At 64.3% G+C, this 25,715-nt stretch carries 25 protein-coding genes; 11 read left to right on the forward strand and 14 right to left on the reverse strand.

The annotated features are described in order from the left end of the window. Positions 1-123 precede the first annotated feature (123 nt). The 3 genes from B2Z70_RS12310 to B2Z70_RS12320 all read left to right on the forward strand — a co-directional run bounded on the left by B2Z70_RS12310 (position 124) and on the right by B2Z70_RS12320 (position 3,452). The gene (locus B2Z70_RS12310) at positions 124-1,911 is read left to right on the forward strand and encodes a L,D-transpeptidase family protein (protein ID WP_292983611.1); all 1,788 of its coding nucleotides are present in this window, start codon (positions 124-126) and stop codon (positions 1,909-1,911) included. Positions 1,912-1,913: 2 nt separating this feature from the next. After that, positions 1,914-2,936 carry a D-Ala-D-Ala carboxypeptidase family metallohydrolase gene (locus B2Z70_RS12315; protein WP_292983613.1) on the forward strand — a complete coding sequence of 341 codons (1,023 nt, stop codon included), beginning with the start codon at positions 1,914-1,916 and terminating at the stop codon, positions 2,934-2,936. 84 nt (positions 2,937-3,020) lie between these two features. Then, a complete protein-coding gene (locus B2Z70_RS12320) occupies positions 3,021-3,452 on the forward strand; it encodes a thioredoxin family protein (RefSeq protein ID WP_292983615.1) in 432 nt (143 codons plus the stop codon). Between the two features lie 69 nt (positions 3,453-3,521). On the opposite strand, the gene B2Z70_RS12325 is transcribed toward B2Z70_RS12320, so the two are convergent. Beyond that, complete coding sequence (locus B2Z70_RS12325) at positions 3,522-3,842, reverse strand: DUF1476 domain-containing protein (RefSeq protein WP_009801336.1); 321 nt, start codon at positions 3,840-3,842, stop codon at positions 3,522-3,524. Between the two features lie 292 nt (positions 3,843-4,134). On the opposite strand from B2Z70_RS12325, the gene purC reads away from it, so the two are divergent. From purC to purL, 4 genes are read left to right on the forward strand one after another with little or no spacing between them, the layout of a single operon-like run. After that, positions 4,135-4,896: a phosphoribosylaminoimidazolesuccinocarboxamide synthase gene (gene purC / locus B2Z70_RS12330; RefSeq protein ID WP_009801337.1), complete on the forward strand. Its 762-nt coding sequence runs from the start codon at positions 4,135-4,137 to the stop codon at positions 4,894-4,896. Further along, positions 4,893-5,135, forward strand: a complete 243-nt coding sequence (gene purS / locus B2Z70_RS12335; protein WP_009801338.1) for a phosphoribosylformylglycinamidine synthase subunit PurS — start codon at positions 4,893-4,895, stop codon at positions 5,133-5,135. The genes purC and purS overlap by 4 nt, the downstream gene beginning before the upstream one ends. A 31-nt stretch (positions 5,136-5,166) precedes the next feature. Next, positions 5,167-5,832 (forward strand): phosphoribosylformylglycinamidine synthase subunit PurQ, encoded by a 666-nt coding sequence (purQ, locus tag B2Z70_RS12340; protein ID WP_292983619.1) that lies wholly within the window; start codon positions 5,167-5,169, stop codon positions 5,830-5,832. Then, positions 5,829-8,072, forward strand: coding sequence for a phosphoribosylformylglycinamidine synthase subunit PurL (gene purL, locus B2Z70_RS12345; RefSeq protein WP_292983621.1), 2,244 nt, complete (start codon positions 5,829-5,831; stop codon positions 8,070-8,072). Before purQ ends, purL begins: the two co-directional genes overlap by 4 nt. A 71-nt stretch (positions 8,073-8,143) precedes the next feature. Here purL and B2Z70_RS12350 read toward each other — a convergent pair whose 3' ends face one another. Together B2Z70_RS12350 and B2Z70_RS12355 are read right to left on the reverse strand one after the other, a co-directional pair. Next, a complete protein-coding gene (locus B2Z70_RS12350; RefSeq protein ID WP_292983623.1) occupies positions 8,144-8,614 on the reverse strand; it encodes a hypothetical protein in 471 nt (156 codons plus the stop codon). A 158-nt stretch (positions 8,615-8,772) separates the two neighbouring features. After that, a complete protein-coding gene (locus B2Z70_RS12355; protein WP_292983625.1) occupies positions 8,773-9,723 on the reverse strand; it encodes a M20/M25/M40 family metallo-hydrolase in 951 nt (316 codons plus the stop codon). A 96-nt stretch (positions 9,724-9,819) separates the two neighbouring features. On the opposite strand from B2Z70_RS12355, the gene B2Z70_RS12360 reads away from it, so the two are divergent. Both B2Z70_RS12360 and grxD read left to right on the forward strand, forming a co-directional pair. After that, positions 9,820-10,053, forward strand: a complete 234-nt coding sequence (locus tag B2Z70_RS12360; protein ID WP_009801343.1) for a BolA family protein — start codon at positions 9,820-9,822, stop codon at positions 10,051-10,053. Positions 10,054-10,123: 70 nt separating this feature from the next. Beyond that, complete coding sequence (grxD, locus tag B2Z70_RS12365; RefSeq protein ID WP_009801344.1) at positions 10,124-10,456, forward strand: Grx4 family monothiol glutaredoxin; 333 nt, start codon at positions 10,124-10,126, stop codon at positions 10,454-10,456. A 128-nt stretch (positions 10,457-10,584) separates the two neighbouring features. Here the strand turns inward: grxD and rpsD are convergent, their stop codons facing one another. From rpsD to B2Z70_RS12390, 5 genes are all read right to left on the reverse strand, one after another. Continuing rightward, a complete protein-coding gene (gene rpsD, locus B2Z70_RS12370; RefSeq protein ID WP_009801345.1) occupies positions 10,585-11,202 on the reverse strand; it encodes a 30S ribosomal protein S4 in 618 nt (205 codons plus the stop codon). A 153-nt stretch (positions 11,203-11,355) separates the two neighbouring features. Further along, complete coding sequence (locus B2Z70_RS12375; RefSeq protein WP_292983628.1) at positions 11,356-12,843, reverse strand: hypothetical protein; 1,488 nt, start codon at positions 12,841-12,843, stop codon at positions 11,356-11,358. A 16-nt stretch (positions 12,844-12,859) separates the two neighbouring features. Beyond that, entirely contained in the window at positions 12,860-13,540 is a 681-nt protein-coding gene (locus tag B2Z70_RS12380) for a hypothetical protein (protein WP_292983630.1), read from the reverse strand. 144 nt (positions 13,541-13,684) lie between these two features. After that, complete coding sequence (locus tag B2Z70_RS12385; protein WP_292983632.1) at positions 13,685-15,733, reverse strand: methyl-accepting chemotaxis protein; 2,049 nt, start codon at positions 15,731-15,733, stop codon at positions 13,685-13,687. Positions 15,734-15,926: 193 nt separating this feature from the next. Continuing rightward, positions 15,927-16,691, reverse strand: a complete 765-nt coding sequence (locus B2Z70_RS12390) for an RNA methyltransferase (RefSeq protein ID WP_241760692.1) — start codon at positions 16,689-16,691, stop codon at positions 15,927-15,929. Between the two features lie 129 nt (positions 16,692-16,820). On the opposite strand from B2Z70_RS12390, the gene B2Z70_RS12395 reads away from it, so the two are divergent. Beyond that, entirely contained in the window at positions 16,821-18,044 is a 1,224-nt protein-coding gene (locus B2Z70_RS12395) for an NADP-dependent isocitrate dehydrogenase (protein WP_009801350.1), read from the forward strand. A gap of 144 nt (positions 18,045-18,188) precedes the next feature. Continuing rightward, a complete protein-coding gene (locus B2Z70_RS12400) occupies positions 18,189-18,500 on the forward strand; it encodes a hypothetical protein (RefSeq protein WP_292983634.1) in 312 nt (103 codons plus the stop codon). Here the strand turns inward: B2Z70_RS12400 and B2Z70_RS12405 are convergent. The 6 genes from B2Z70_RS12405 to alaS form a co-directional block, all read right to left on the reverse strand. After that, positions 18,497-18,847, reverse strand: a complete 351-nt coding sequence (locus B2Z70_RS12405; protein WP_009801352.1) for a hypothetical protein — start codon at positions 18,845-18,847, stop codon at positions 18,497-18,499. The two genes, B2Z70_RS12400 and B2Z70_RS12405, sit on opposite strands and share 4 nt — an antisense overlap. Next, positions 18,847-20,580: a cation:proton antiporter domain-containing protein gene (locus tag B2Z70_RS12410; protein ID WP_009801353.1), complete on the reverse strand. Its 1,734-nt coding sequence runs from the start codon at positions 20,578-20,580 to the stop codon at positions 18,847-18,849. Before B2Z70_RS12410 ends, B2Z70_RS12405 begins: the two co-directional genes overlap by 1 nt. A 108-nt stretch (positions 20,581-20,688) precedes the next feature. Beyond that, on the reverse strand, positions 20,689-21,564 hold the full coding sequence (gene sigJ, locus B2Z70_RS12415; protein WP_292983637.1) for an RNA polymerase sigma factor SigJ: 876 nt from the start codon (positions 21,562-21,564) through the stop codon (positions 20,689-20,691). Continuing rightward, positions 21,564-22,487, reverse strand: coding sequence for a hypothetical protein (locus B2Z70_RS12420; protein WP_292983639.1), 924 nt, complete (start codon positions 22,485-22,487; stop codon positions 21,564-21,566). Before B2Z70_RS12420 ends, sigJ begins: the two co-directional genes overlap by 1 nt. 66 nt (positions 22,488-22,553) lie before the next feature. Beyond that, positions 22,554-22,994 carry a nuclear transport factor 2 family protein gene (locus B2Z70_RS12425; RefSeq protein WP_009801356.1) on the reverse strand — a complete coding sequence of 147 codons (441 nt, stop codon included), beginning with the start codon at positions 22,992-22,994 and terminating at the stop codon, positions 22,554-22,556. Beyond that, positions 22,994-25,648, reverse strand: a complete 2,655-nt coding sequence (gene alaS / locus B2Z70_RS12430; RefSeq protein WP_292983642.1) for an alanine--tRNA ligase — start codon at positions 25,646-25,648, stop codon at positions 22,994-22,996. Before alaS ends, B2Z70_RS12425 begins: the two co-directional genes overlap by 1 nt. Positions 25,649-25,715: the final 67 nt, after the last annotated feature.

The following is a 25,715-nucleotide window of genomic DNA, read 5'->3' on the forward strand; positions in this document are numbered from 1 at the left end:
AAACGAACGAATAGACAAAAGGTTCCAAACATTTCGCACAAAACTGCACATACATATTTCTTGGAACCCAGCCCCTGCACTCCGCTTTGATCAAGTTCACCGGCGCTACCCGTGAGCTTGATAATGAAACACTACAAAACCACTGCTGCCGCCTTTGTTCTCGCAGCCGCGATAACCTCCCCCTCCCCGGCCTTCGGACAGAGCGCCACCGTGCTCTCCAGTCTCGATCCCGACATTGTGGGCGAGCAGACCGGCCCGGCCGGCCGCATCCCCGATGGCAGCCTCTCTGCGGCCATTGAAGCCGTCCTTGATCCCGCCCCTCAGTCTGGCGCGCACGATCCCGACCATGCTGTTGATGAAGCCCTTTACGCGGCTTACGCCATGCGCGTCTTCGACCCGATCTGGACGCAAGACGGCGCCCAGGCCCTGATCACCGCCTATGCCGAAGCGCCCGGCGAAGGCCTGTTGCTCAGCGACGAGGTGCTGCGCACCCTGCGAGAGGCTTCGCGCGCCCTCGACGCCGACGATGCCGAGGCGGCGGCGCGGGCGGACATTCGCCTCTCAGCCGCCTTTATCGCCCTCGCGGATCGCCGCCTGAACGGGCAGGCCGCGCCCACCGCCGACATGAGCGATACGCCCCTGCCCCTGGACCAGATGTTGCCGCGGGCGGGCGCGGGCGTACTGGATTACGAGCAGCTTTCCGTCACGCATCCCGAGTATGAGGACCTGATCAAGGCGCGGCGCACCTATGACGGCTATATCAAGTCCGGCGGCTTCACACAGGTGCCCGAACCTGAAGGTCTTCTGGAGCTTGGAGACTCAAGCCCGGTTGTCGAAACGCTGCGTGTTCGGCTGCGCGAGGAAGGCTATCGGATCGAGCGCCCGCGTCGGCCGTCTCTGATGGCGGAAAGCCAGCCGCCCCTGACCCAGGTGTCCTTCATCACGGCGCCCGACGCCGCCGCACCTGTCAGCGCGGCGGACTGGCGTCGTGAAATGCAAAGCTTCTCCCCAGAGCTTGAGGCCGCCCTGCGGGACTTTCAGGCTCATAATGGTCTGGAAGTGGACGGCGTGCTCGGCCCGGCGACGATCGCCGCGCTGAATGTCAGCGCCGAGGACAAGCTGGCGCGGATCGACGCCAATCTCGAGCGCTGGCGTCGCGCCTCTCCCGATCTGGGCGAGCGCTATGTTGAAGTGAACATTCCGGCGTACACCGCACGCGCCGTTCGCGATGGCGACACCGAGCTCGAAATGCGCTCGATCGTCGGATTGCCCGCGCGCCAGACCCCGCTGATGAGCGAACAGATTGAATACATTGTCGCCAATCCGCACTGGTATGTGCCCGAAAGCATTCTGGTGCGCGACAAGCTGAGCCATATCCGCGAAGACGAGGCCTATCTGGAAGATCGCGGCTACAAGGTCGTCGATCGCGATACGGGCGAGCCGCTGAGCGCGGAAACGATCGACTGGAGCGCAGACGGAATCGCCGACCAGGTCCGCCTGATCCAGGATCCGGGCGACAATAACGCCCTGGGCGAGCTGAAGATCATGTTCCCCAATCAACACTCGGTCTATCTGCATGGCACGCCCAGCCGCCATCTGTTCGAGCGCGACCAGCGCGCCTTCTCTTCAGGCTGTATTCGTCTGGAGGATCCCCAGGCCATGGCGGCCTGGGTGGTCGAGGCCGTCACCGATCAGAACGCAGAAGCGATGATCGCCCAAGCGGTCGCTTCCGGCGAGAACCAGCACATCGCGCTGGACGCGCCCCTGCCCGTTCATGTGGTCTATCGCACCGTCGAGGTCGAGGACGATGGCGACGTGATCTTCCACCATGATGTTTATGACCGTGACCCGGCGCTGATTGCGCTGATCCACAATTCGCCGCTGACCGTTCGCAATCCGGAGCAGATCTAGGCATGAAACTGAGCGCATCCGCACTCACACTCAGCCTGTGCCTGGCCAGCTCGACCGCCTGTCAGGGCCAGACGCCGACACAAACCCCCGACCCTGATCGCGCCAGCCTGTCTGAACCGGCAGAGCCGGTGACCGACAGGAAGGCCGCGTTGAAGGACCGTCTGGCCGAGCTGGCGGGCACGGAGCCCTCGGCGGAGACGGCCCTGCCCGTAAGCGTGAACGGGAACGCCATGCCGCATTCCATCTGGCAGGCGACCCTGATGCCGGGCGAGACGCTGGAGCTTGAAGCAGAAACGGACATCTCGGTCTCCATTGACGGCGGCGAACCTGCTGATCTCGACGCCACACACAGCTTCACCGCGCCGGAGACGCCCGGCGCGCACCAGATCCGCCTCTTTGATCTTGAGGGCGGGCACGCCCTGATCTCCGTCTTCGTCCTCACCCCCCTTGAGGGACAGGAGGTCGTGGAAGGCTATCGGATCGGGTCCTATCCGAGGAACACGCCCGAAGGCCTGATCCGGGTCAGCCGCGATGATCTTGATGTTCCGGTGTCGCCCAGCTTCACGCTGGGTCAGTTCCTGTGCAAGCAGCAGCCCGGACACTGGCCGAAATTCGTTCTGGTGAGCCCGAGCCTGCTCAACCGTCTTGAAGCCCTGCTGGCCGAAATGCGCGCAGACGAGCTGACCCGGGCCGAAAGCTTCTTCGTCATGAGCGGCTTTCGCACCCCCTTCTACAACACGGCCATCGGCTCGGCCCGCTTGTCGCGGCACATGTATGGGGACGCCGCTGACATCTATCCTGACGTGGAAGGCGGAGACAGCGTGATGGACGATCTCGATGGCGATGGTCGGGTGACGCGCGCGGACGCCAATTTCCTCTATGATTTCGCGGACCGTCTGTTCCGCAACCGCGAGGATCTCGATGCCGGCGGCATCGGCGCCTATGGCGCAAACGCCGTGCACGGTCCCTTTGTCCATGTGGACGGCCGCGGCAGCCGCGCGCGCTGGGGACGCGGAGAATCCTGATCGAGGTCCAGTTCACAGCGCTTTGATCGTGTCGTCAGGTCCGGGCTGATAGGATAGGTCGATCTCGAGTGGGAGCCGGCCTCAATGATCCGCCTTTTCAGCCTTGCACTGCTCGCAATGAGCCTTCTGAGCGGCTCCGGCCATGCGCAAGCGGACCCGGACGGCGAGCCTCGCCTGGTCGCGGCGCTCTTCCGCTCGAACTGGTGCGGCCCGTGCAAGGTTCTCGAGCCGCGCTATGAGCGTGTGATGGCGAGCTATGCCGAGGCGCCGCTGGAGCGGGTGCGGTTTGATTCGTCCTTCGGAAGACGCGGCGCGCTCGCGGAGCGGGCCAGCGAGGAAGGCATCCGGTCGGTCTATGACTCCGTGAACGGGGCCACCGGTTTTGTCCTACTGATTGATCGCGACACCCAGGACGTGCTGGCGCGCATCACGATGGAGTATTCAGACGCGGACATGACCGGCGCGCTCGATTACGCGCTCGAGATCGTCTCCGATCGCGAGGACTTCGGCCTCTAGCCCTCGCCCGACATGAAACCGGCGGCGCAGAGCCTGCGCCGCCGGTTCCGGATCAGGATGAGACAGGGTCTAGCCGTTGCGAACCTGCTCGCGCGCTTCTTCGAGAAGCTGCTCCATCTTGTGACGGATCTGGTGATCGCTCTGCTCGATGCCGCGGGCGTCGAAATCGCCGCGCACCTTGCGGAACACGTCCTCGTCGCCGGCTTCCTCGAAATCGGCTTTGACGACGTCCTTGCCATAGGCTTCGGCGTCATCGCCGGTCAGGCCCATCAGCTCGGCGGCCCACAGACCCAGAAGCTTGTTGCGGCGCGCAACCGCCTTGAATTCCAGCTCCTGATCGTGAGCGAATTTGTTTTCAAACGCGTTTTCGCGATCGTCAAAACCTGACATGGCGGTGGTCCTTCAACCCCAGACATCGATACTGTTGAGGGAAAGAGTTAGCCTCAGCGGCGCGGTTTATCAATCGCGTTGCCCGGAGCGGAAACAGGCTTCAGCACAGATATTGATGTAAGGGCCTGCCTCGCGTATATAGGCGCCACGATAGCGGCCCGCGGCGACGGGCCGTTTCGCGTTTCTCATGGCATGGCCCGGGCGCGACGTCTCTGTTCCCAGCGACATCAAAGCGGGCTCACGCCCCACTCGCGCGCCGCAAGACGCGCCTCAAGCCGGAGCGAGGCTGCCGATGTCCCGCCGCAAAATGCTTTACGAAGGCAAGGCCAAGATCCTCTACGAAGGTCCGGAACCCGGCACCGTCGTGGCCTATTTCAAGGATGACGCCACCGCCTTCAACGCCCAGAAGAAAGCCGTGCTGGAAGGCAAGGGCGTTCTGAACAACCGGATCTCCGAATTCGTGATGGAGAATCTGGGCCGTATGGGCATCCCCACCCACTTCATCAAGCGCCTGAACATGCGCGAGCAGCTGCTGCGCGAAGTGGAGATCATTCCGCTTGAGGTCGTGGTGCGCAATGTCGCCGCCGGCTCCATCGCCAAGCGCTTCGGCCTGACCGAGGGTGATCCGCTGCCGCGCTCCATCGTCGAGTTCTATTACAAGAACGACGCGCTGGAAGACCCGATGGTGGCCGAAGAGCACATCACCGCCTTCAACTGGGCGACCACCCAGGACATGGACGAGATGATCGCCATGGCCCTGCGGGTGAACGACTATCTGTCCGGCATGTTCATGGCCGTCGGCATCCGGCTGATCGACTTCAAGCTCGAATTCGGCCGCGTTTACGACCAGAACGACATGCCGCGGGTGATCCTCGCTGACGAGATCAGCCCCGACAGCTGCCGTCTGTGGGACGCCCACACCAATGAGAAACTCGACAAGGATCGGTTCCGCCGCGATCTCGGCAATGTGACCGAAGCCTACGCCGAAGTGGCCCGCCGCCTCGGCATCATGAAAGAAAACGGTTCCGTTACCGAAGAGGGGTCTCCGGAATGAAAGCGCGCGTTCATGTCTACCTCAAACCCGGCGTTCTGGACCCGCAAGGCCAGGCCGTCTCCAACTCGCTGAACCATCTTGGGTTCAATGAAGTTGCGGGCGTGCGTCAGGGCAAGCTGATCGAGATCGACCTCAACACCGCCGACGCCGAAGAGGCCCAGCAACGCGTGGCCGAGATGTGCGACAAGCTGCTCGCCAACCCGGTCATCGAAAATTACGACATCGAGCTGAGCGCCTAGGGCGCCCCGGCGAGCAAGAAGCGGATCCGACATGAAAACCGCCGTCATCGTCTTCCCCGGCTCGAACTGTGACCGCGATGCGGCCATGGCGCTCGAAGCCGTCACCGGCCAGAAGCCGGCCATGGTCTGGCATGAAGAGACCGAGCTGCCCGAGGGGCTGGACTTCATCATGGTCCCCGGCGGCTTTTCCTATGGCGACTATCTGCGCTCGGGCGCGGTCGCTGCGCGCTCGCCCATCGTCAATGATCTCAAGAAGAAAGCCGAAGCCGGCGTGCCCATGCTGGGCGTGTGCAACGGGTTCCAGATCCTGACCGAGGCCGGGCTGCTGGACGGCACGCTGATGCGCAACGCCTCGCTGCATTTCGTTTGCGAGAAAGCGCCCCTGCTGGTGGAGACGGCGAACACCCGCTTCACCAAGGGCTATGCCGACCGCAAGGAGATCCTCATCCCGATCGCGCACCATGACGGCAATTACTTCGCCGACGAGGCCACGCTCGACCGGATCGAAGGCGAAGGCCAGGTGGTCTTCCGCTACGCCAACAATCCCAACGGCTCCGCCCGCGACATCGCCGGCGTCACCAATGCGGCGGGCAATGTGCTGGGCATGATGCCCCACCCCGAACGCGCGGTGGACGCCGATCACGGCGGAACCGATGGACTGGCCCTGTTTGAAAGCGTGCTGGGGAAACTGTCATGAGCGAAGCTGTGAACCCGCGTTACGCCGAAGGCATCACTGAAGAGATCGCCCTCGATCACGTCACCGCTGACGAATACGAGATCATCCTCAAGGAGCTCGGCCGCGCGCCGAACCTTGTGGAGCTCGGCATCTTCTCGGTCATGTGGTCCGAGCACTGCTCGTACAAATCCTCACGCCTGCACCTGTCCAAATTCCCCACCAAGGGCGAGAAGGTGATCTATGGCCCTGGCGAGAACGCCGGCGTCATCGACATTGGCGACGGTCAGGCCGCCATCTTCAAGATGGAGAGCCACAACCACCCCAGCTATATCGAGCCCTATCAGGGCGCGGCCACGGGCGTGGGCGGCATTCTGCGCGACGTCTTCACCATGGGCGCCCGCCCGGTGGCGCTGATGAACGCGCTGCGCTTTGGCGACCCCAAGCACCCCAAGACCCGCCAGCTGGTCGCCGGCGTCACCGCCGGCATTGGCGGCTATGGCAATTGCGTGGGCGTGCCGACGGTCGGCGGCGAGACCAATTTCGACAAGGGCTATAACGGCAACATCCTGGTGAACGCCATGGCCGTGGGCCTCGCGGACACCGACAAGATCTTCACCGCAGCCGCCCGCGAGCCCGACTTCCCCGTCCTCTATGTGGGCGCGAAGACCGGTCGCGACGGCATTCACGGCGCCACCATGGCGTCGGCGGAATTCGGCGAAGGCTCGGAAGAGAACCGCCCCACCGTTCAGGTCGGCGACCCCTTCACCGAGAAGAAGCTGATCGAGGCGTGTCTCGAACTGATGAGTGAAGACGCCATCAGCTCGATCCAGGACATGGGCGCGGCCGGCCTCACCTCCTCGTCCGTGGAGATGGCCTCGTCGGGCGGCCTCGGCATCGAGCTGGATCTCGATCATGTGCCCCAGCGCGAAGAGAACATGACCGCCTATGAGATGATGCTGTCGGAATCCCAGGAACGGATGCTGATCATCATCAAGCCGGGCCGTGAGCATGTGGCCGAGCGCATCTTCCGCAAATGGGATCTGGATGTCGCCACTATCGGCAAGACCGCGCCCCATGGCCGTCTTGTCCTGCGTCACAAGGGCGAAGTGGTCTGCGACCTGCCGCTCGATCCGATTGGCGAGAACGCGCCCAAATACGACCGGCCCTGGTTCCCCGCCGAAGCGCGCGGCTCCATCGATCCGGCGGACCTGCACCAGCCCGAACATCTGGGCGAAGTGCTGGCGAGCCTGATGGGCAGCCCGGACATGGCGTCCAAGCGCTGGATCTGGCGTCAGTATGACCGTCACGTCATGGCCGACACGGCCGCCAGCTCGGAAGATCCCGCCGACGCGGCCATCGTGCGTGTTCACGGCACCAACAAGGCGCTGGCGATCACCACCGATTGCACACCGCGCTATTGCTTTGCGGACCCGTTCGAGGGCGGCAAGCAGGCCGTGGCCGAAGCCTGGCGGAACCTCACCGCCGTGGGCGCCGACCCGATCGCGATCACCGATTGTCTGAACTTCGGCAATCCTGAACGCCCCGAGATCATGGGCCAGTTCGTGGGCTGCGTGGAAGGCATGGCCGAAGCCTGCAAGGCGCTCGACTTCCCGGTCGTGTCGGGCAATGTCTCGCTCTACAACGAGACCGATGGCGTCGCCATTCCGCCGACCCCGGCGGTCGGCGCTGTGGGCCTGATCCCGGACATGAGCCAGCGTATGGGCTATGGCGGCCTGAAAGACGGTCAGGTGCTGCTGCTGGTGGGTGAAACCCGCGGCGAGCTCGGCGCCTCGCTCTATCTGCGCGAGATCGAAGGCCAGGAAAAAGGCGCTTCGCCGCGCGTGGACCTGGCGGTCGAGAAACGCAATGGCGACTTTGTCCGCAGCGCGATCCGCGCGGGCAAGGTCAGCGCCGTGCACGACCTGTCCGATGGCGGTCTCGCCTGCGCGGCAGCCGATATGGCGATGGCGGCGGGCGTGGGCGTCAAGCTCGCCTATACCGGCGCCCTGCCCGTCTTCGCCTGGATGTTCGGCGAGGATCAGGGCCGCTATCTGATCGCAGCGGACGCGACCAACGCTGAAGCGCTGCGGGCGGACGCCAAGGCCGCCGACGTGCCGATGGACGTGGTGGGTCTGGCCGGTGGGCGCTTCATCTCGATCAATGGCGGCCACGCGGTTGACCTGATCCGCCTCAAGCAGGCCCATGAAGGCTTCATGCCGGCCCTGATGGACGGCGAGCCGGAGGCCCGCGTCGCCGAATAGGCTGTATCAAACGCGAATAAAAAAAGGCCGGGGCGTCGCCCCGGCCTTTTTTCGTTCAGCCTGTCAGCCGATCAGCCGTTGCACTGGGCCAGCGCGGAATTGTGCGCGACAGCCTCTTCACCGGCGCCCAGCTCGGCGGCCCGGGCGAAGTCAGCGGCGGCGGAAGCATGGTCGCCTGCCAGCCAGTAAGCGCCCCCGCGGTTGGTGAAGGCTTCCCATCCTTCGGGATTACGCTCAATGGCCGTGGCGCAGGCGTCCGCCGTGCCGGCATCGCCTTCATTGGCGAGCGCGGCGCAAAGATTGATGGCGGCGGCGTTCTTGTTGCGGTTCGAGGTGCCGGACTCCAGCGCTTCAGACGCGAAGTGTGCGGCATTGCGCCAGTCACCCTGGTCCACCCGGCGTGCGGACTGTCGCACATCAGAGTTCGGGCCGGACACGCCGACAAACATCGGCTCGGTCGGGCATTCCTGCGCCTGAGCCCCGCCAAAACCGGCCAGAACAAGTGCTGCGCCAGCGAAAACAGTACGAAGTGCGGTGGACATGGTCCTCTCCCTGATGACACCCATGATCGGGTATGCGCCGTCAATTGCGACGTATACATAGGTGCATCACCACACTTTGAAAAGTGAACGGTGTTTATTTTTGTTATGATTTCATGCCGCGGCGCAATTGATGCGCCGCGGCAATCACTTGGACCTGCCTAGTCGGTTGCGCCCCGACCAATCACCGTATCGAGATCCGCATCGATGCGCTCGGCCAGCTCGACCGCCACGCTCACCGCGCCCAGGAAGAAGTCGGGATCAATGGTCTCGAACTCGTCAGACGGCTGGTGATAGTGCTCGTGATCCTCGACCCCGAGATAGAGGAAGGGGATGCCGCCCATATGGAAGGCGCCCTGATCGGACAACAGCGTCCAGTCATTGCGCGGGTCTTCGTCCGGGCTGTCATAGCCCGCCGCGAGCGTGATCGACGCGTCGGCCGCAATCTCTTCCACGATCGGCGTCAGAGCCGGCGTGTGATACGGACCCGCCGCCCAGATATCATTGTCCGGGCTATAGCCCAGCATGTCGAAATTGAGATTGAAGGCGACGGGCGCCGCGCCCTCGACCGGGTTTGAAACCACCTCACGGGCGCCGCGCAGGCCGGATTCCTCGGCGTCGAACGCCATGATCAGGATGTCATGCCGGGGCGGGTTGGCGATGAAATGCTCGGCCGTCGCCAGCAGGGCGGCCACGCCCGAGGCGTTGTCATCGGCGCCGTTATAGATCTCGCCCGCTTCATTCTGGCCCACATGGTCGTAATGGGCGGTCACGGCGATGGCGCGCGAGCGATCTGCGCCCGGAATCACGCCGATCACATTGACGGCGTTCACGGTCTCGCGCGGGGAGTCCGGGTCGCGGAAATCGAGCGCCTGTTCATAGCTGAAGGGATGCTCATAGCTGTCGCCCACGGTATCGACGCCGATCTCGGTCAGGCGCTCGATGATATAGGCGCGGGCGCGGGCATTGCCTTCGGTTTCCACCAGGCGCCCCTTCATCTCGTCCGAGCTGATCACGCACAGATCCGCCCAGGGCTGCGGCTCGAGATCCGCGCAATCGGAGACGGCGGGGACGGTCATGACCGAGGTGAGAAGCAAGGCGGACAGCAACATCAGACGAATCTCCGTAATATCCCTGTGAAAGCTAGGGTTCCGGGCTCGCCCGGTGTGATGGTATGGCTCACCCTAGCACTGTGCAGGAGAGACGCCATGCCCATGAATGCTGAAGACATTGTCAGCCTCATCAAGGAAGGCGTGCCCGGCGCCGAAGTGGAGATCACCGATCTCGCCGGCGATGGCGACCACTACAAGGCCGTGGTGACCTCGGACGCCTTCTCCGGCATGCCGCGCGTGAAACAGCACCAGATGGTCTATGCCGCGCTCAAGGGCCGGATGGGCGGCGAGCTGCACGCCCTGGCGCTGGAAACCCGCACGCCGGACTGACGCATCGCGATTGAACTTTCCCGCTCGCCCTCCCATCTTTGGGCGAACGCACCATAAGGAACCCTCTGCAATGTCTGACGACGCCACCCAGGAAGCGATCAGGAAAGCCGTCACCGAAAACGACGTCGTCCTGTTCATGAAAGGCACCCCCACCTTCCCGCAATGCGGCTTCTCCTCGGTGGTGGCGCGCGTGCTCGATCATGTGGGCGTGGAATACGCCGCCGTGAACGTTCTGGAAGACCACGCCGTACGCGAAGGCATCAAGGTCTATTCGGACTGGCCGACCATTCCCCAGCTCTATGTGAAGGGCGAGTTTGTCGGCGGCTGCGACATCATCAAGGAGATGTTCGAGGCTGGCGAGCTGCAGCAGCTCCTCAAGGAAAAGGGCCTGGTTGAGGCCTAAGCCCAAGGCCCCTCCAACGCACAAGAGCCCGCCTTTCGAGGCGGGCTTTTTTGTCCCTGGTACTGACCTGACAAAGAAAAAGCCCGCTGCGATGCAGCGGGCTTTTCCGTGTCTCTTCGTCCTCGAAATTACGAGGAGTAGAATTCGACGACCAGGTTCGGCTCCATCTTCACCGGGTACGGAACTTCGTTGAATTCCGGCTTGCGGGTGTAGGTGGCCTTCATGGCTTTCGGATCGAGATCGATGTAATCGGGCACGTCGCGTTCCGGGGAGCCCAGCGCTTCAAGCACCAGCGCCATGGAGCGGGACTTTTCGCGCACTTCAACCACATCGCCCGGCTTGACCATGTAGGAGGCGATGTTGACGCGCTTGCCGTTCACCCGGACGTGGCCGTGGTTGACGAACTGGCGAGCCGCGAAGACGGTCGGCACGAACTTGGCGCGATACACGATCGCGTCCAGACGGCTTTCCAGCAGACCGATCAGGTTTTCAGCCGTGTTGCCCTTCAGGCGCTGCGCTTCGGTGTAGATGCGCTTGAACTGCTTCTCGGTGATGTTGCCGTAATAGCCTTTGAGCTTCTGCTTGGCGCGCAGCTGCAGACCGAAATCCGACAGCTTGCCGGCGCGGCGCTGGCCGTGTTGACCCGGGCCGTAGGAACGCTTGTTAACCGGGGACTTGGCGCGGCCCCAGATGTTCTCGCCCATACGGCGGTCAATTTTGTATTTCTGCGAATGACGCTTCGACATAGTCTTTCCTTCGTGACGCGGCCCGGCCCTGATCCCTCGGTCAGGGCAATTCAAACGGCGGTCCACGCATCGTCCGTTGCCATGAAAACAAAGCTCGTCCGGCAGGCCGGCGAGCGAGGGAAGCGCGGGTTATGAGCAAACACAGGCCCTGAGTCAATCACCGGACTGCCAAGACGCCTGTCGCCACAGGGTAAAGAGCGCACTGAGCGCACTCAGCCCCCCGACCGCCAGCAGCTTGAGCCCCAGACCGGGCGCGCTGACCTCCTGCAGGGCCGCCCAGTCCAGCAGGCAGGACGAGGCCTCATAGCCGTAACGGCCCGTTCCCCCGTCAGGCAGGGCGCAACCGGCGAACACCGACGCCTGGATCGCGCCCTGCGCCAGAACGCCCGCAACGCCAAGAATGATCAGCGCCAGAGCCAGCGCGGAGTGTCGGCAGCAAAGCGCAAAGGCCAGCGCCAGCAAGGGCGCCAGCATATGCAGGTCCTCGAGCCCGGCGGCGTAGCCCTGCAGCCCCAGTAGCAGCACGCTGAGGGTGAAGAGCGGCAGGATGAAGGCGAGCGCCCTGGCGAGCGGCGGCAGGCTGGACCAGTGAAACTCCCAGCGGATGAGGATGAAGACCAACAGCGCCAGCGGGACCAGCCGCCAACCCGGCTCAGGCAGGATGACCGACGCGCCTCCGTCTTCGGAAAAGCCTGCGACAATGGCCCATAGGCGCTCCAGAAATCCCGGCCCCAGCACCGGCGTCATGGGCGCGGCATGGGGGCTGGTCATCACATAGATCAGCCAGCCCGCGCCTATGAGCAGTGCAAGCCCTATGGCGAACAGGCGCAGGACCAGCCACTCGCCATCCAGAGAATCCTGCCTGTGCAGCGTCCATCCGCGCCAGACGAGATATCCGGCCAGCCCCGCCCAGATAAGGACGACCAGCGCATCCGCCCAGATCCCGAGCCCCAGCGCCAGCCCGAGCCCCAGGCTGGCCATCAGGTCATTGCGCCTGGACAACGCCATGAAAGCGACACTGGCTGCGCCAATGCAGGCCAGCGCCGGTCCGCTCCCGCCAGCCAGCGCCATCTGGGAGACAAATTGCGGGAAGATCAGCGGCCAGGCGGCCATCAGGGCGGCGCCCCGACCATCCAGATACCGGTAATGCACGGCCGCCGTCACTGCGGCTGCAAATCCCGCCATAGCCACCGACCAGAGAATCACACGGTAAAGCCGCAGCCGTGCCGGCCAGCTCCATGACGGGGTCGCAAAGCGGACCGGAGCCAGCAAGGCCAGCGTCAGGGGACGGGCGCGGTAGCGTTCGGCGTCCGCGGCCGGCCCGGGCTGGGCGGCTTCAGCGACATCCGGGTGCGCGAACCGGGCGTATCCGGGCCGCCCCTCCTGCGCCAGAGAGCGCGGCCAGGGACCTGCAAAGCCCAGCGCGTCCGGGCTCAGGCGTGCGTCATCGGACAAGACCAGGCGTCCGGTCGATGCAAATGTCTCCAGAGCGGCCATCTGCGCGGCTTCCTGCCGTCCCTCAAAGGCCGGCACGAAGACGGCATATCCCAGCCCCGCCAGAAAGACGCCCAGCAACATGCGCCGCCAGGCCGGGCCTAGAGCCTGATCGAGACGCAACAGAACGGCGCTCCAGAGCGTCATGACGCGCTCCTGCGCTTCAGCTTTCAGACAGGCGCGCTTCGCATTGCGCCAGTGTTTCGCCCTCGGCTTCCAGCGTCAGGCGGATGGAGCGAACCAGCACCGCCTGCCCGTCTCCCGCATCGCCGGGCCATATGCCCAGCCATTCCGCACCATTGGGTTGGGCCGCCGGAGAGACCTGATAACACAGCCCCGTCGTGGACCAGCTGTCGGTCACAGGGCGCAGGGTCCGCTCGGAATCACCGTGCCCCACGGTGAAATACCCCAGCCGGATCTGGTCGATCCGCGACTCGGGAGCGGCCTGCGCCTCCACTTCGAACCGCACGATGCGTCCGACGGCATTGGCTTCCCAATCGGCGGGCAAGGCCGCGCCGACGCCCGCAGACAACAGACCCGCCGCTTCGAAGGAGGCGGTTGCGCTCAGACGTGCGATCGGTTCGCCCATAGGCCCGAATGTCAGCTCGAAACGCGTTCCGGGGCCCGGAATGAGCTGCCCCAGCGCCTCTCCTTCCATGACGAAGGATGAGTCGGTGATTTCAGGCTCAACGGTTCCAGGGCGCACATTCAGCGCCAGAACGATGAGACCCGACGCCACCAGCACGGACAGAGGCAGGAACACCCAGTCAGGCGGCGACCAGCGTCCGGAGCGACGCAGGATATCCAGGAATATAGACGCGGTGCGGGGTTCAGTCTGGGCCATGACTCTGCTGGCGGATCCTTCAAACCCTCATTCACTATAGGATATCGGCGCGTCTGGATACCGCCTGACGCAACCCCGTCCTGAAAGGCTCAGGCCGCCCTCCCTGAGGGAGGACGGCCTGCACTCAGCCTCGCCTGCGGGGGATCAGGCGGCTGTAGGGACTGTCTCGCTGCGCGACTGCCCGCTCTTGCGCCGCTCCGGGCCCCGATAGCCGGGGTCATCGCCTTCACGCCGGTTCAGCGGGCCTTCCTTGATCGCCTCGAAGAACTGCTCGACCGCTTCGCGCAGCGTGTCGGACTGGCTGGTGAAGGCGTCAGACGTCTGCTCAAGCAGGCCGGCCGCGCTTTCGGTATCAGCGACGGCCTCGCCCACATCGCGCACGCCCTTGGCCAGCGTGGAGGTGCTTTCGGCGGCGCGTGACGTGCTCTGGGAGATTTCGCGTGTCGCGGCCCCCTGCTCCTCGATCGCGCTGGCGATGGAGGCGGTGGCCTCGTTGATCTCTTCGCTCATCTTGGCGATCCCGCGTATGGAATCGACCGATCCGCTCATGGACGTCTGGATGTCGCGCACCAGACTGGCGACGCTCTCGGTCGCCTTGCTGGTCTGTTCGGCGAGATCCTTCACCTCGCTGGCCACAACAGCAAAGCCCTTGCCGGCGTCGCCCGCGCGCGCCGCCTCGATCGTGGCGTTCAGCGCCAGCAGATTGGTCTGTTCGGCGATGTCGTTGATGAGATCGATGACGTCATTGATGCTGGACACCCGGTCCGCCAGGGCCTCGATCTGATCCACGGACTGCTGGGAGCGCTCGCCGGCGTCCGACACCTTTTCAGACGCGCTTTCGGTCAGGCGGGCGATCTCCTGGATCGAGCTCGCCAACTCTTCCGCCGCCGCAGCCACGGTCTCGACGCTGGACGCGGTCTCGCCTGCAGCGCCGTCGGCGGTCTTGGCCTGCTCGTTGGCGAAAGTGGCCTGGGAGTTCAGCCGGCCCGCCGTGTGACGCATCTCATGGGTGCGCTCGGCCAGAACCTTGAGAATGGTCTCGACCTTGTGACGGAAAACATCGATGGCCTCGTGCGTCGCCTGGGAGCGCGCCTCGCGTTCCTTGCTGGCGGCCAGCGCCTCTGACTCCATCCGGATTCGATTGATCTCGCCGGCGCGCAGATCCTCGACGGCGCGGAACAGGTCACCCAGCTCGTCCTTGCGCTCGACGCCGCTCACCTCGAATTGCAGCTCGCCGCGACGCACCCGGGCTATGCCGGCGACGACGGCGCCCACATTTGACATGATCAGGCGCACCACCATGAACGCGCCCAGAATGGCGAGACCGAGACCCACCACGCCCAGCAGCGTGCTGACCAGCTTCTGATGGGTAAACGCCGCCTCGATCTCATCGCCGGCCCTGTCCTGCAATTGCACCACGTCTGAAACGACAGTGCTGACCGCACCCGCCATTTGAGGCCCAAGCTGGTCCAGCTCGTTGCGGGCCAGAGCGTTCAGTTGCTCGGTTATACCCACAGCGGCTTCAAACCGGCTGGCGTAGGTGGTGACGTCGTTCAGGATCGGCTGAGCCGCTCCCGCCATGATCTGTCCATCCGACTGCAGCATGCGATTGAGCATGCCCAGCATGGTCTGGAGCTCGGACTGGGCCCGGTCGAAACTGGCGCCATATCCCTCGGTCAGCGCCCGGCGACCATAATAGCGCGCCTGGAGCAGGGACCGGATGCTTTCCGCCATCAGCAGCATGGACTGGTCCGCCCCCATCATTTCCGCCACGGCGAGCGTGTCGCCCATCTGTCCCAGAAGTCGGTCTTCGAACTCGGTCAGGGCCGTGATCTCTTCATCCAGAAGCTGGCGACGCGTGATGTACTGCTCAAACGCCTCGGCGTATTCATCCCCGAACTCATCCACCCGGGAGAGGTCCTCGCGCACCGTGTCGTTGGACAGCCGGTTGCGGGCGGCCAGGATCTCGGCCTCAAGAAGTTCGCGCTTGGACCAGGCCTGATCGGCGATGGCGGGATCCCCGGTCACCCGATAGACATAGGTGTCGTTCCGGAAGCTCGCGACAGTCTCCTGGATCTCGGCCATATCGACTGAAACCTGGGAAATCGTGCGGAAGCGGGCGAAATTCGCGCCGCTGGCGGAGGCGAACAAGAACCCCGCCACAACCATAACGATGACAATGACAGCCATCATTCCGAACCCGCCAAACAACTGGGTTCTCAACGACAATGAATTAAGCACGGTGCTCTCCCTGTAAGCACTTCACAGGCTTGCAGGATGACGCAAATTCGGCTCAGGATTGTAAATCACGTGCGCTTGTTCCCGCCACAGGGGATCGCGCCAGGCGATGTTTGGCAAATCCCAATCAACTTCTGGATTTAATTGATTATTCGCGTTCAATACGCGCCTTGCCGCGTCCGATGGCGAGCGCCTTGATGACCCCGCGCAGGGTCCGGACCTCCTGCTGCGTTAACCCTCCCCGCGCAAATGCGTTGATGAGATTCTGCATCATCAGAGGCGTCTTTTCCGGCGGATAGAAGAAGCCTGCGCGATCAAGCTCCTGCTCGAGATGGGCGTAGAACGCCGTCATCTCCTGTTCTGTCGCCCGGTCATCAAGCGGTTTGAAATCCTCGGGCGTGGGCTCGCCCGCGCGCCATTCATGGGCGAACACTCCGACCGCCATCGCGAGATTGAGCGAGCTGAAACTGCGGTCCACCGGCAAGGTGATGATCGCATTCGACAAGGTGATCGCCGCATTGGGCAGGCCGGACTTCTCGGCCCCGAACAAGACGCCAACCCGCTGCCCGGCCTCCACATGCCCCCGGATCTCGGCCATGCCCTCACGCGCGGTGAAGACCGGCTTGACCATGTTGCGCGGCTGGGCGGTGGACGCGAATAGCAGCTGGCAATCGGCGACCGCCTCCTCGAGCGTATCGAATACACGGGCGTCATCAAGAACCGGTGAGGAGGTCGCCATGGAGACGGCCTTCGGGTTCGGCCAGCCGTCGCGGGGATTGACGATCCGCAGCTCCGGGATCCCGAAATTGCCCATCACCCGGCACGCCGCGCCGATATTCTCGCCCATCTGGGGCTCGACCAGGATGAATACAGGGGTCTGGGGTTCGACCATGGTCGGGTCTGACTCAGTCACGGGCGCCCTCTTTCTCTTCACGCGAGGCGGTGCTAGACACCCGCCACACATTCGTCCACCCCTCGACACGGCATGTCGCACTCCCGAGCTGCGTCACCACATGCCCATAGAACATGGAAGACACGCTTCATGGCCAAGATCAAAGTCGACAATCCGGTCGTCGAACTCGACGGCGACGAGATGACCCGCATCATCTGGGCGCTGATCAAGGAAAAGCTGATCCTGCCCTATCTGGACATCGACCTGAAATACTACGACCTGTCGGTCCAGAAGCGCGATGAGACCAACGACCAGATCACCGTTGAGGCCGCTGAGGCCATCAAGCATTACGGCGTCGGCGTGAAATGCGCCACCATCACCCCGGACGAAGCGCGGGTGGAGGAATTCGGCCTGAAGCAGATGTGGAAGTCGCCGAACGGCACCATCCGCAACATTCTGGGCGGCGTGGTGTTCCGCGAGCCGATCGTGATCAAGAACGTGCCCCGGCTGGTTCCGGGCTGGACCAAGCCGATCGTCATCGGCCGTCACGCCTTTGGCGACCAGTACAAGGCCACCGACATGAAAGTGCCGGGTCCGGGCAAGCTGACCCTGACCTACACCCCGTCTGACGGCGGCGAGCCGATCACCCACGAAGTGTTCGACTTCCCGAGCGCAGGCGTGGCCATGGGCATGTATAACCTGGACGAGTCGATCCGCGACTTCGCGCGCGCCTCGCTGCGCTATGGTCTGGACCGTAAATGGCCGGTCTACCTGTCCACCAAGAACACCATCATGAAGGCCTATGACGGCCGCTTCAAAGACATCTTCCAGGAAGTCTATGAGAACGAGTTCAAGGCCGATTTCGACAAGCTGGGCATCATCTACGAGCACCGCCTGATCGACGACATGGTGGCGGCCGCGATGAAATGGTCCGGCGGTTTTGTCTGGGCCTGCAAGAACTATGACGGCGACGTGCAGTCCGACACCGTGGCGCAGGGCTTCGGCTCGCTGGGCCTGATGACGTCCGTGCTGATGACGCCGGATGGGAAAACCGTGGAAGCGGAAGCCGCGCACGGCACCGTGACCCGTCACTATCGCCAGCACCAGCGCGGCGAGAAGACCTCCACCAACTCCATCGCCTCGATCTTCGCCTGGACCCGCGGCCTGAAATACCGCGGCAAGATGGATGGCAACGAGCAGGTCGAAGCGTTCGCGGAAAGCCTGGAGCAGACCATCATCAAGACGGTGGAAGCGGGCTACATGACCAAGGACCTGGCGCTGCTGGTCGGCGACCAGCAAGGCTGGCTGTCCACCGAGGGGTTCCTCGACACCGTGGCCGAGCGCTTCGCAGAAGTCATGAAAGACAAGGTGTAAGGCGTTCCGCCTCACATATGATCTTGTGGAAAGGCCGGGCGAACGCCCGGCCTTTTTTTCGTTCTCCATCCGCTGTCCAAAAATTCACTCGCGCGCACCAGGCCCTTTGGTGTTAAAGTCTCACTTTAATTCACGGAGGCCGTCATGAAACCTCGCCGCCTTGTGGTCCTCAGTCTGATCACCCCTCTCGCCCTGTCGGCGTGCGTGTCCGTCGACACCTATGACCGGCGCGCCGCCTTTACCCAGTGCCGGGAAATCAGCGACAGGGATGCGCGCGATATCTGCATCGAGCGGAGCATGGAAGCGGCTCGCACCGAGCGCTACGAGAACGCGGAAGACTTCCAGCGCCGTCAGGAAGAGTTCGAGGATCGCTATGCCCGCGACCGCGCCATGGGCGTGCCCGAAGATCTCGCGGGTCGCCGTCCGAGCGACATTCTGGACGACCGCCCCAACTAGCCGACGGTTTCTGGCTGCTGGCCCAGCAGGAACAGCAGGGCCAGCATCAGGGCGAAGCCCGTGCCCAGAGCCCAGAGCAACCAGCGCCCGTGCCGCCAGGGCGCGCGGAAGCGGGACATCTGCACCAGAAGGTCTGCCGGATAGCCTGCGCAATAGAGCACATTCGCGGCCATCGCCATGACGATGAGCTCGGGCAGGCTGAGCCCGAACGCATTCCAGTTGACCACGTCCAGACCCTGAACCGTCAGCACCGCCATCAGCAGGATGGCGTTGTAGATCACCCGGCCGCGTTCCCAGAACACGAGCGCATCGCTGGCGACCGCCTGGAAGCTGACACTCTGGCTCATCAGACGACCTCCGAGGCGTAGACATCCTCGCGTTCCGCAGCGAGGCGGTCGCGCACCGTGTCCGCGCTCAGCCCCATATCCTCCAGCGCCCGGCCGGCAAGCTGAAGCGCCGCTTCGGCGGTTTCCAGGGTCACATGGCTGGCGCCCGCCGCTTCCAGCTCCGCCGCGTGGCGGCGGTCGCGCGCCCGGGCCAGGATCAGCGCGTCAGGGCGCAAGCGACGCGCCGTGCGCACCATGTCGGAGGCTTTCTGGGGATTGTCCACGGTCACGACGAACATGTCCGCCCGCGCAGCCCCGGCCCGCTCCAGAAACTCTTCCCGGCCTGCATCACCATAATAGACGGGCCAGCCTTCCTTGCGGCCATCGGCGACCTTCTGGGCGTTCATGTCGAGCCCGATCAGGGAGACATTCTCGGTTTCCAGCACCCGCGCCATGGTGCGTCCGACCCGGCCGAACCCGGCAATGATCACATGGCCCTCCAGCTCCAGAAGGTCAGCGGGCAGTTCGCCCTGCCCCTGCGCATCCTCGGGTTCAGAGGCGAGCTTGCGGCCGAGGGCGGCCAGGGCCGGCGTCATCAGCATGGACAGTCCCGCGATGGCCGCGACCAGAGTTGAAATGTCAGCGGGGATAATGTCGCCCGCGCTGGCGGTGGCGAGAACGACAAAGGCGAACTCGCCGGCCGGGGCCAGCAGGAAGGCGGCTTCCAGAGAAAGCCTATGATCGCCCGCGAACAGGCGGCAGGCGAGATAGACCAGCAGGGCCTTGACGATCAGCATGACCACGAGGCCCGCGATGACGACACCCGCATTCTGCCAGACTGCGCCCAGATCGAGGCCCATACCGACCGTCATGAAGAAGACGCCCAGCAACAGCCCCTTGAACGGCTCCAGATCGATTTCAGCCTGGTGCTTGAACTCGGTCTCGCCCAGCATGAGCCCGGCCAGGAACGCGCCCAGCGCCAAGGACAGGCCGGCGCCTGCGGTCAGCATGGAAGCGCCCACAACGACCGCCAGGGTCAGGGCCATCAGGAGATCCCGGCCGCCCGCCTTGGCCACCAGCCGGAAGACCGGTCGCAACACCAGACGCCCCAGCAGCAGGATCCAGGCGAGCGCCAGCAAGCCCTGGAACAGGGCGCTCAGCAGCGCCTCGCCCAGATCGGCGCCGGAATCTCGGGTCAGAAAGCCCACCAGGATCAGGATGGGCGCCACCAGGATATCCTGCATCAGGAGAACCGCCAAGGACGCCCGGCCCACCGGCGCCGCCGTCCGGCGCTCCTCGGCCATGATCTGCATGACGATGGCGGTCGAGGACAGCGCCAGCGCCAGACCGATCACAAGCGCTGCGGGCGCGGTCTGACCAATGAAGAAGCATGCGGCGCCCAGAATGGCGGCGCTGCCGAAAGCCTGCAGCCCGCCCGCGCCAAAGACGGCGCGGCGCAATTGCCAGAGCCTCTTGAAGGAGAGCTCGAGCCCCAGAAGGAAGAGCAGGAAGAGGACGCCCAATTCCGCGAAGGGCTTGGCGGCCTCAGGCTCGGAGATCGTCACCCATTCCAGCACGCTGAAGCGTTCGGCCAGTCCGCCTAGCGCAAACGGGCCAAGCGCCAGGCCCGCGATGAGGAATCCCAGAACCGAGCTGAGCTTGAAGAGGCGAAAGAGCGGCACCACAACGCCGGCGGCGATCAGAAAGACCACCGCATCCTTCAGCCAGATTTCATAGCCATGCCCGTGTTCCATGATGCGCCCCTCATCGCCCGAATTGACGTCGAGATTAACCCTAAACGGGAAAATGCCGACGCTTTATGAATGAGGCGGACAAAAGGGGTGCGGCGAATGCGCTCTGATCTATCCGGGCCGCTTGACCAGAAGCTTGTCCGGATTGCGCATGGTGTAGAGCCAGCCAATGCGGGACGGGTCCTGACGCGACGGCGCCAGCGTCGTGACATGGTCCAGCGCGCCCCCCTCCAGAATCGCCATGCCCGGCGCGCCGTTCACCATCACCAGCACAGGTCTGGCGCCGATCTGCTTGCGGGTCGCCAGAGCATGCATGACCTGGGCGGTTTCATCGGCGCCATACAGCGGCCTGAGCGCGGCGCGCGCCTTGCCCCCGCCATCAGAGATCGCCACCACATCCTGGGCCAGAAGATCGCGAATGGCCTGAAGGTCGCCGCTGGCGCTCGCCTGCATCAGACGCTCCAGCAACCCCATCACCGCATCCCGGGAGGCGCCAAGCTGCATGGGGGCGGCGCCGGTCTTGGCCCGCGCCCGGCTGACCAGCTTGCGGCAGGCCGTCTCGCTCTTCTCCAAGACTGACGCAATCACCGCATAGGGCTCCTCGAACGTGTCATGCAGGACAAAGGCGGCGCGTTCGTCGGGCGTCAGGAATTCCATCACCCAGACCAGCGCCAGCTCGGCCTGCTGAACCGTCTCCAGCCGCGCCGTGAAGTCACTGGCCGGGTCTTCCAGAACGGGTTCGGGCAGCCAGGGTCCGATATAGGACTCCCTGCGCGATCGCGCCCGTCTCAAAGCGTCAATGGCGAGACGGGTCGTGATCGTGCGCAGCCAGGCGGCGGGTTGGTCGAGCGTCTCGGGCTCGACCTTGCGCCAGCGCAGCCAGGCCTCCTGAACGACATCCTCGGCGATCGCCCGCTCGCCCAGCATCCGATAGGAGAGCGCCATGAGCGAAGGCCGTTCGGCTTCAAAGACGGCTGTCTGTGTCATCAGGACTGCACCGTTCGCGTTTCGCCATCCACCCTGAGCCTCAGGCAGGCCTGCCCGTGTCCCAGAGCGCGCTTGAGCAGAGGATAGCTGCGAGCCACCAGAACCGCATAGGCCACGGCGAGCGCGGCGCTCTGGCCATACTGGCGGATGATGGCGTGACGCAAGCCCTGAACGGCGTCATCGCGGCGCATCAGGGCCTGGGCAAAGCGAAAGCCCAGGGCTGCGCTGTCTTCCGTGCGATCGAACGCTCCGTCGATCAGGGCGTTGATCACGGAAGGGCTGACCCCGCGGGCCAGCAACATGTCCACAGTCAGCTGGGCGCAAGGTCCGCAATCCTCTTCCAGCATGGCGCCCAGCGTCGCCCCGGCGGTCAGCAGGTCCGGCGCCGCCCCCTGAAAGGAAGCGAGCGCCTGGAACTGCTGGAAGCGCACCAGCGTGTCCGGCGCCATTTCGATGATTTCGTGCAGATAGCTGGCGTCATAGGACCATTGCCGCTCGAAGCGCTCTGTCAGCTTGTGCTGCAGGTTTCGCCCCCCAATTCCGGGAGCGAGCGCAGGCACTCTGAAAAGGGCGAAACCGGCGGCGATCACAGGGGCGATGACACCGAAGAGTTCAGTCCCAAGCGCCCCCAGGCTGGCAGGGCCCATGGCGACCAGCCCGACGGCATGCAAGCCCGCATGAAGCGCAGGCCAGCTCAAGCCGGCCATCATCAGGCCTCGCGCGCCCATCCAGGCGCCGACGGCCAGAACGGCGCCGGACGCCAGAAAGGCGAAGCCGATATCAAGAACAAAGTGCGCATTGTAGGGCCCGGTCATCCGCACGCCGGGCGTCAGCGCATACCAGAGCGGGCCGGACAACAGCATGGTCAGCCCGGTGGCGATCAGGACCAGGGCGCAGGCGTAAACGATCAGTCGTGCAATCATGTCAGTCTCCCTTTGCTGGAAGACTTGACGGATGACTGCTCCCTGATGTGACGGACGGGCTGTGATTTATCCGCGCTTGAGCGTCACGAAGACTTCCGACGCGATGCGCCAGCCATCGCCATCCAGACGCCATTTGGCAAAGTAGCGGCCCGAATAGCGCACGTGGACGCCGTGCGCGGACCAATCGCCCTTCCAGCGGCCGGTCTCGGCGGCCAACAGACCGTCCTCGCCCACATCGATGCGCATGGGCGTGCGCAGATAGCTGACATTGGGCGCCTGATTGATGATGGAGCGCCAGGCGTCCAGCTGGACGTCGCGCCCGGCCATCAGCTCGGCGTCATCGCCGGGCACGAGCGTGCAATCCTCGCACAGGGCCGCCTCGATGGCGCTGAAATCCCGCTCGGACAGCGCCTGATTGAAGGCGGCGCGGGCGGCGGCGATCTGTTTCGCCGCCGCCTTGTCGCCTGTCAGCTGGATATCGGCGCCGGGTTTGGCTCGCTTGACCATCAGCCCGCCAGAACCTGACGAATGGCCGCCAAGGCATCTTCAGCCTTGTCGCCATCCGGGCCGCCCGCCTGGGCGAAGTCCGGACGGCCGCCGCCGCCCTTGCCGCCCACTGCGGCGGAGCCGGCGCGGACGAAATCAACCGCGCTCATCGAGCCTGTGAGGTCGTCGGTCAGGCCCACGGCCAGCGCCGCCTTGCCGTCATTGACGCCCACAAAGGCCGCGATACCCGAGCCCATCTGCTTGCGCGCCTCGTCCACGAGACCGCGCAGATCCTTGCCGCCAACGCCTTCGACCACACGGGCGATCAGCTTGATCCCGTTGATCTCTTCAGGACCGGCCGGCGCCGCGCCGCCGCCCCCGCCCATGGCGAGCTGTTTCTTGGCTTCGGCGAGTTGGCGTTCCAGCGTCTTGCGCTCGGCCTGCAGCGCCTCGATGCGCTCCACCAGCTCCACGGTCGGCACTTTCAGCGCCGCAGCCGCATCCTTCGCCTTGTTCGCCTCGGCTTCCAGCCATTGACGCGCGGCCTCGCCGGTCACGGCCTCAAGACGGCGCACGCCCGCCGCGGCGGAGCTTTCACCCACGATCTTGAACAGAGCGATGTCGCCCGTGCGATTGACGTGGATGCCGCCGCACAGCTCGACCGAATAGGCCTTGTCGTCGGATTTGAGCGAGTCGCCCATGGCCAGCACGCGCACCGTCTCGCCATACTTCTCGCCAAACAGCGCCAGCGCGCCGGCCTCAATCGCCTTCTCGGGCGTCATCTCGGCGGTTTTCGCCTCGGCGTTCTGCCGGATCACCGCATTGACCTGCGCCTCGATGGCGGCGGTCTCGGCCTCGGTCAGCGCCTTGGCGTGGGAGAAGTCAAACCGCAACCGGTCCGGGCCCACATAGGAGCCTTTCTGGGTGACGTGCGGGCCGAGCACATCGCGCAAGGCGGCGTGCAAAAGGTGGGTGGCGGAGTGATTGGCGCGCACCTTGGTGCGGCGCTCGGCGTCCACAGACTGGGATGCGGCGTCCCCGATCTTGATCCCGCCCTCTTCCAGCACGCCGATATGGGCGTAGATGGAGCCCGCGCGTTTCTGCACGTCAGAGACGATGAACTTGGCGCCATTGTCGAAGGTGATGACGCCCGCATCGCCGATCTGACCGCCGCCTTCGGCATAAAAGGGCGTGGACTTGAAGATCAGCTCGGCGCCCTGGCCTGCAGAGAGTTCAGACTGCTCGGCGCCATCGGAGACAATGGCGGTGAGCTCAGACTGACCGTCATGGGTGTGATAGCCGACGAAGTCGGTCGCGCCGAGACGATCACGGACCGAGAACCAGAGCGCTTCGGGCGCCGCCTGGCCAGACCCGGTCCAGCTGGCGCGCGCGTCGGCGCGCTGGCGCTCCATGGCGGCGTCAAACCCGGCATGATCAACGCTCAGTCCGCGCGTGCGCAGCGCGTCTTCGGTCAGATCGAGCGGGAAGCCATAGGTGTCGTAAAGCTTGAACGCGGTCTCGCCCGGCAGCGCATCGCCTTCCTTCAGATTGGCGGTCGCTTCATCGAGCAGGGTCAGACCGCGACCCAGCGTGCGCTGGAAGCGTTCCTCCTCGCCGCGCAGGGTCTCCTCGATCACCGGCAGGGCGCGGGGCAGTTCGGGGAAAGCCTCGCCCATCTCGTCAGACAGGGTCTTCGCCAGACCGAACAGCACCGGCTCATTGGCGCCCAGAAGGTGCGCATGGCGCATGGCGCGGCGCATGATCCGGCGCAGCACATAGCCCCGGCCTTCATTGGACGGCGTGACGCCGTCGGCGATCAGGAAGGAGGTTGAGCGCAGATGGTCCGCAATGACCCGGTGGCTCGCCAGCGCATCCCCCTCGGCCTTCACCTTCAGGGCCTCTTCAGAGGCGTTGATCAGGGTCTCGAACAGATCGACGTCATAATTGTTGTGAACGCCCTGCAGTACGGCCGCGATGCGCTCGAGCCCCATGCCCGTATCGATGGAGGGCTTGGGCAGGTTGATGCGTTCGCCGCCCGCCTGCTGCTCGAACTGCATGAAGACGAGGTTCCAGATCTCGATGAACCGGTCGCCATCCTCTTCCGGCGTGCCGGGAGGGCCGCCCCAGATGTCCGGGCCGTGATCAAAGAAGATTTCCGAGCACGGACCGCACGGGCCGGTATCGCCCATGGACCAAAAATTGTCCGAGGTGGAAATGCGGATGATCCTGTCGTCAGACAGGCCCGCAATCTTGCGCCACAGCGCCGCCGCCTCATCATCCTCGGAATAGACCGTGACCAGCAGCTTGTCCTTGGGCAGGCCGAACTCCTGGGTCACCATCTTCCAGGCGAACTCGATGGCGTTGTCCTTGAAATAGTCGCCGAAGGAAAAATTCCCCAGCATTTCAAAGAAGGTGTGGTGGCGGGCGGTATAGCCCACATTATCGAGATCGTTGTGCTTGCCGCCCGCGCGCACGCATTTCTGCGAGCTCGTGGCGCGCACATAGTCGCGACGCTCGGCGCCTGTGAACACGTTCTTGAACGGCACCATGCCGGCGTTCACGAACAACAGGGTGGGATCATCCTGGGGCACCAGCGGCGCCGACTGGACGATCTCATGGCCTTCTTTGGCGAAGAAATCGAGAAACTGGCTTCGGATATCGCGCAAGGCGGTCATGGGGCACTCCGGGCGCTGGCGCGCGGCGTTTGAGAGGATGGCCGCCTGCTGGTGCGGCGGCCTTTGG

This window comes from Oceanicaulis sp. UBA6590 (assembly GCF_002433705.1).
GTDB lineage: Bacteria > Pseudomonadota > Alphaproteobacteria > Caulobacterales > Maricaulaceae > Oceanicaulis.

What these genes read in the sequence shown, in the direction of transcription:
- alaS (WP_292983642.1), bottom strand. Translation starts at nt 25,648, where the DNA reads ATGACCGCCTTGCGCGATATCCGAAGCCAGTTTCTCGATTTCTTCGCC.
- B2Z70_RS12325 (WP_009801336.1), bottom strand. Translation starts at nt 3,842, where the DNA reads ATGTCAGGTTTTGACGATCGCGAAAACGCGTTTGAAAACAAATTCGCT.
- B2Z70_RS12310 (WP_292983611.1), top strand. Translation starts at nt 124, where the DNA reads ATGAAACACTACAAAACCACTGCTGCCGCCTTTGTTCTCGCAGCCGCG.
- B2Z70_RS12420 (WP_292983639.1), bottom strand. Translation starts at nt 22,487, where the DNA reads ATGATTGCACGACTGATCGTTTACGCCTGCGCCCTGGTCCTGATCGCC.
- rpsD (WP_009801345.1), bottom strand. Translation starts at nt 11,202, where the DNA reads ATGTCGAAGCGTCATTCGCAGAAATACAAAATTGACCGCCGTATGGGC.
- B2Z70_RS12410 (WP_009801353.1), bottom strand. Translation starts at nt 20,580, where the DNA reads ATGGAACACGGGCATGGCTATGAAATCTGGCTGAAGGATGCGGTGGTC.
- B2Z70_RS12315 (WP_292983613.1), top strand. Translation starts at nt 1,914, where the DNA reads ATGAAACTGAGCGCATCCGCACTCACACTCAGCCTGTGCCTGGCCAGC.
- B2Z70_RS12380 (WP_292983630.1), bottom strand. Translation starts at nt 13,540, where the DNA reads ATGGCCCAGACTGAACCCCGCACCGCGTCTATATTCCTGGATATCCTG.
- purS (WP_009801338.1), top strand. Translation starts at nt 4,893, where the DNA reads ATGAAAGCGCGCGTTCATGTCTACCTCAAACCCGGCGTTCTGGACCCG.
- B2Z70_RS12320 (WP_292983615.1), top strand. Translation starts at nt 3,021, where the DNA reads ATGATCCGCCTTTTCAGCCTTGCACTGCTCGCAATGAGCCTTCTGAGC.
- B2Z70_RS12400 (WP_292983634.1), top strand. Translation starts at nt 18,189, where the DNA reads ATGAAACCTCGCCGCCTTGTGGTCCTCAGTCTGATCACCCCTCTCGCC.
- B2Z70_RS12360 (WP_009801343.1), top strand. Translation starts at nt 9,820, where the DNA reads ATGCCCATGAATGCTGAAGACATTGTCAGCCTCATCAAGGAAGGCGTG.
- purQ (WP_292983619.1), top strand. Translation starts at nt 5,167, where the DNA reads ATGAAAACCGCCGTCATCGTCTTCCCCGGCTCGAACTGTGACCGCGAT.
- B2Z70_RS12395 (WP_009801350.1), top strand. Translation starts at nt 16,821, where the DNA reads ATGGCCAAGATCAAAGTCGACAATCCGGTCGTCGAACTCGACGGCGAC.
- B2Z70_RS12385 (WP_292983632.1), bottom strand. Translation starts at nt 15,733, where the DNA reads ATGATGGCTGTCATTGTCATCGTTATGGTTGTGGCGGGGTTCTTGTTC.
- sigJ (WP_292983637.1), bottom strand. Translation starts at nt 21,564, where the DNA reads ATGACACAGACAGCCGTCTTTGAAGCCGAACGGCCTTCGCTCATGGCG.
- purL (WP_292983621.1), top strand. Translation starts at nt 5,829, where the DNA reads ATGAGCGAAGCTGTGAACCCGCGTTACGCCGAAGGCATCACTGAAGAG.
- B2Z70_RS12355 (WP_292983625.1), bottom strand. Translation starts at nt 9,723, where the DNA reads ATGTTGCTGTCCGCCTTGCTTCTCACCTCGGTCATGACCGTCCCCGCC.
- grxD (WP_009801344.1), top strand. Translation starts at nt 10,124, where the DNA reads ATGTCTGACGACGCCACCCAGGAAGCGATCAGGAAAGCCGTCACCGAA.
- B2Z70_RS12405 (WP_009801352.1), bottom strand. Translation starts at nt 18,847, where the DNA reads ATGAGCCAGAGTGTCAGCTTCCAGGCGGTCGCCAGCGATGCGCTCGTG.
- purC (WP_009801337.1), top strand. Translation starts at nt 4,135, where the DNA reads ATGTCCCGCCGCAAAATGCTTTACGAAGGCAAGGCCAAGATCCTCTAC.
- B2Z70_RS12375 (WP_292983628.1), bottom strand. Translation starts at nt 12,843, where the DNA reads ATGACGCTCTGGAGCGCCGTTCTGTTGCGTCTCGATCAGGCTCTAGGC.
- B2Z70_RS12350 (WP_292983623.1), bottom strand. Translation starts at nt 8,614, where the DNA reads ATGTCCACCGCACTTCGTACTGTTTTCGCTGGCGCAGCACTTGTTCTG.
- B2Z70_RS12425 (WP_009801356.1), bottom strand. Translation starts at nt 22,994, where the DNA reads ATGGTCAAGCGAGCCAAACCCGGCGCCGATATCCAGCTGACAGGCGAC.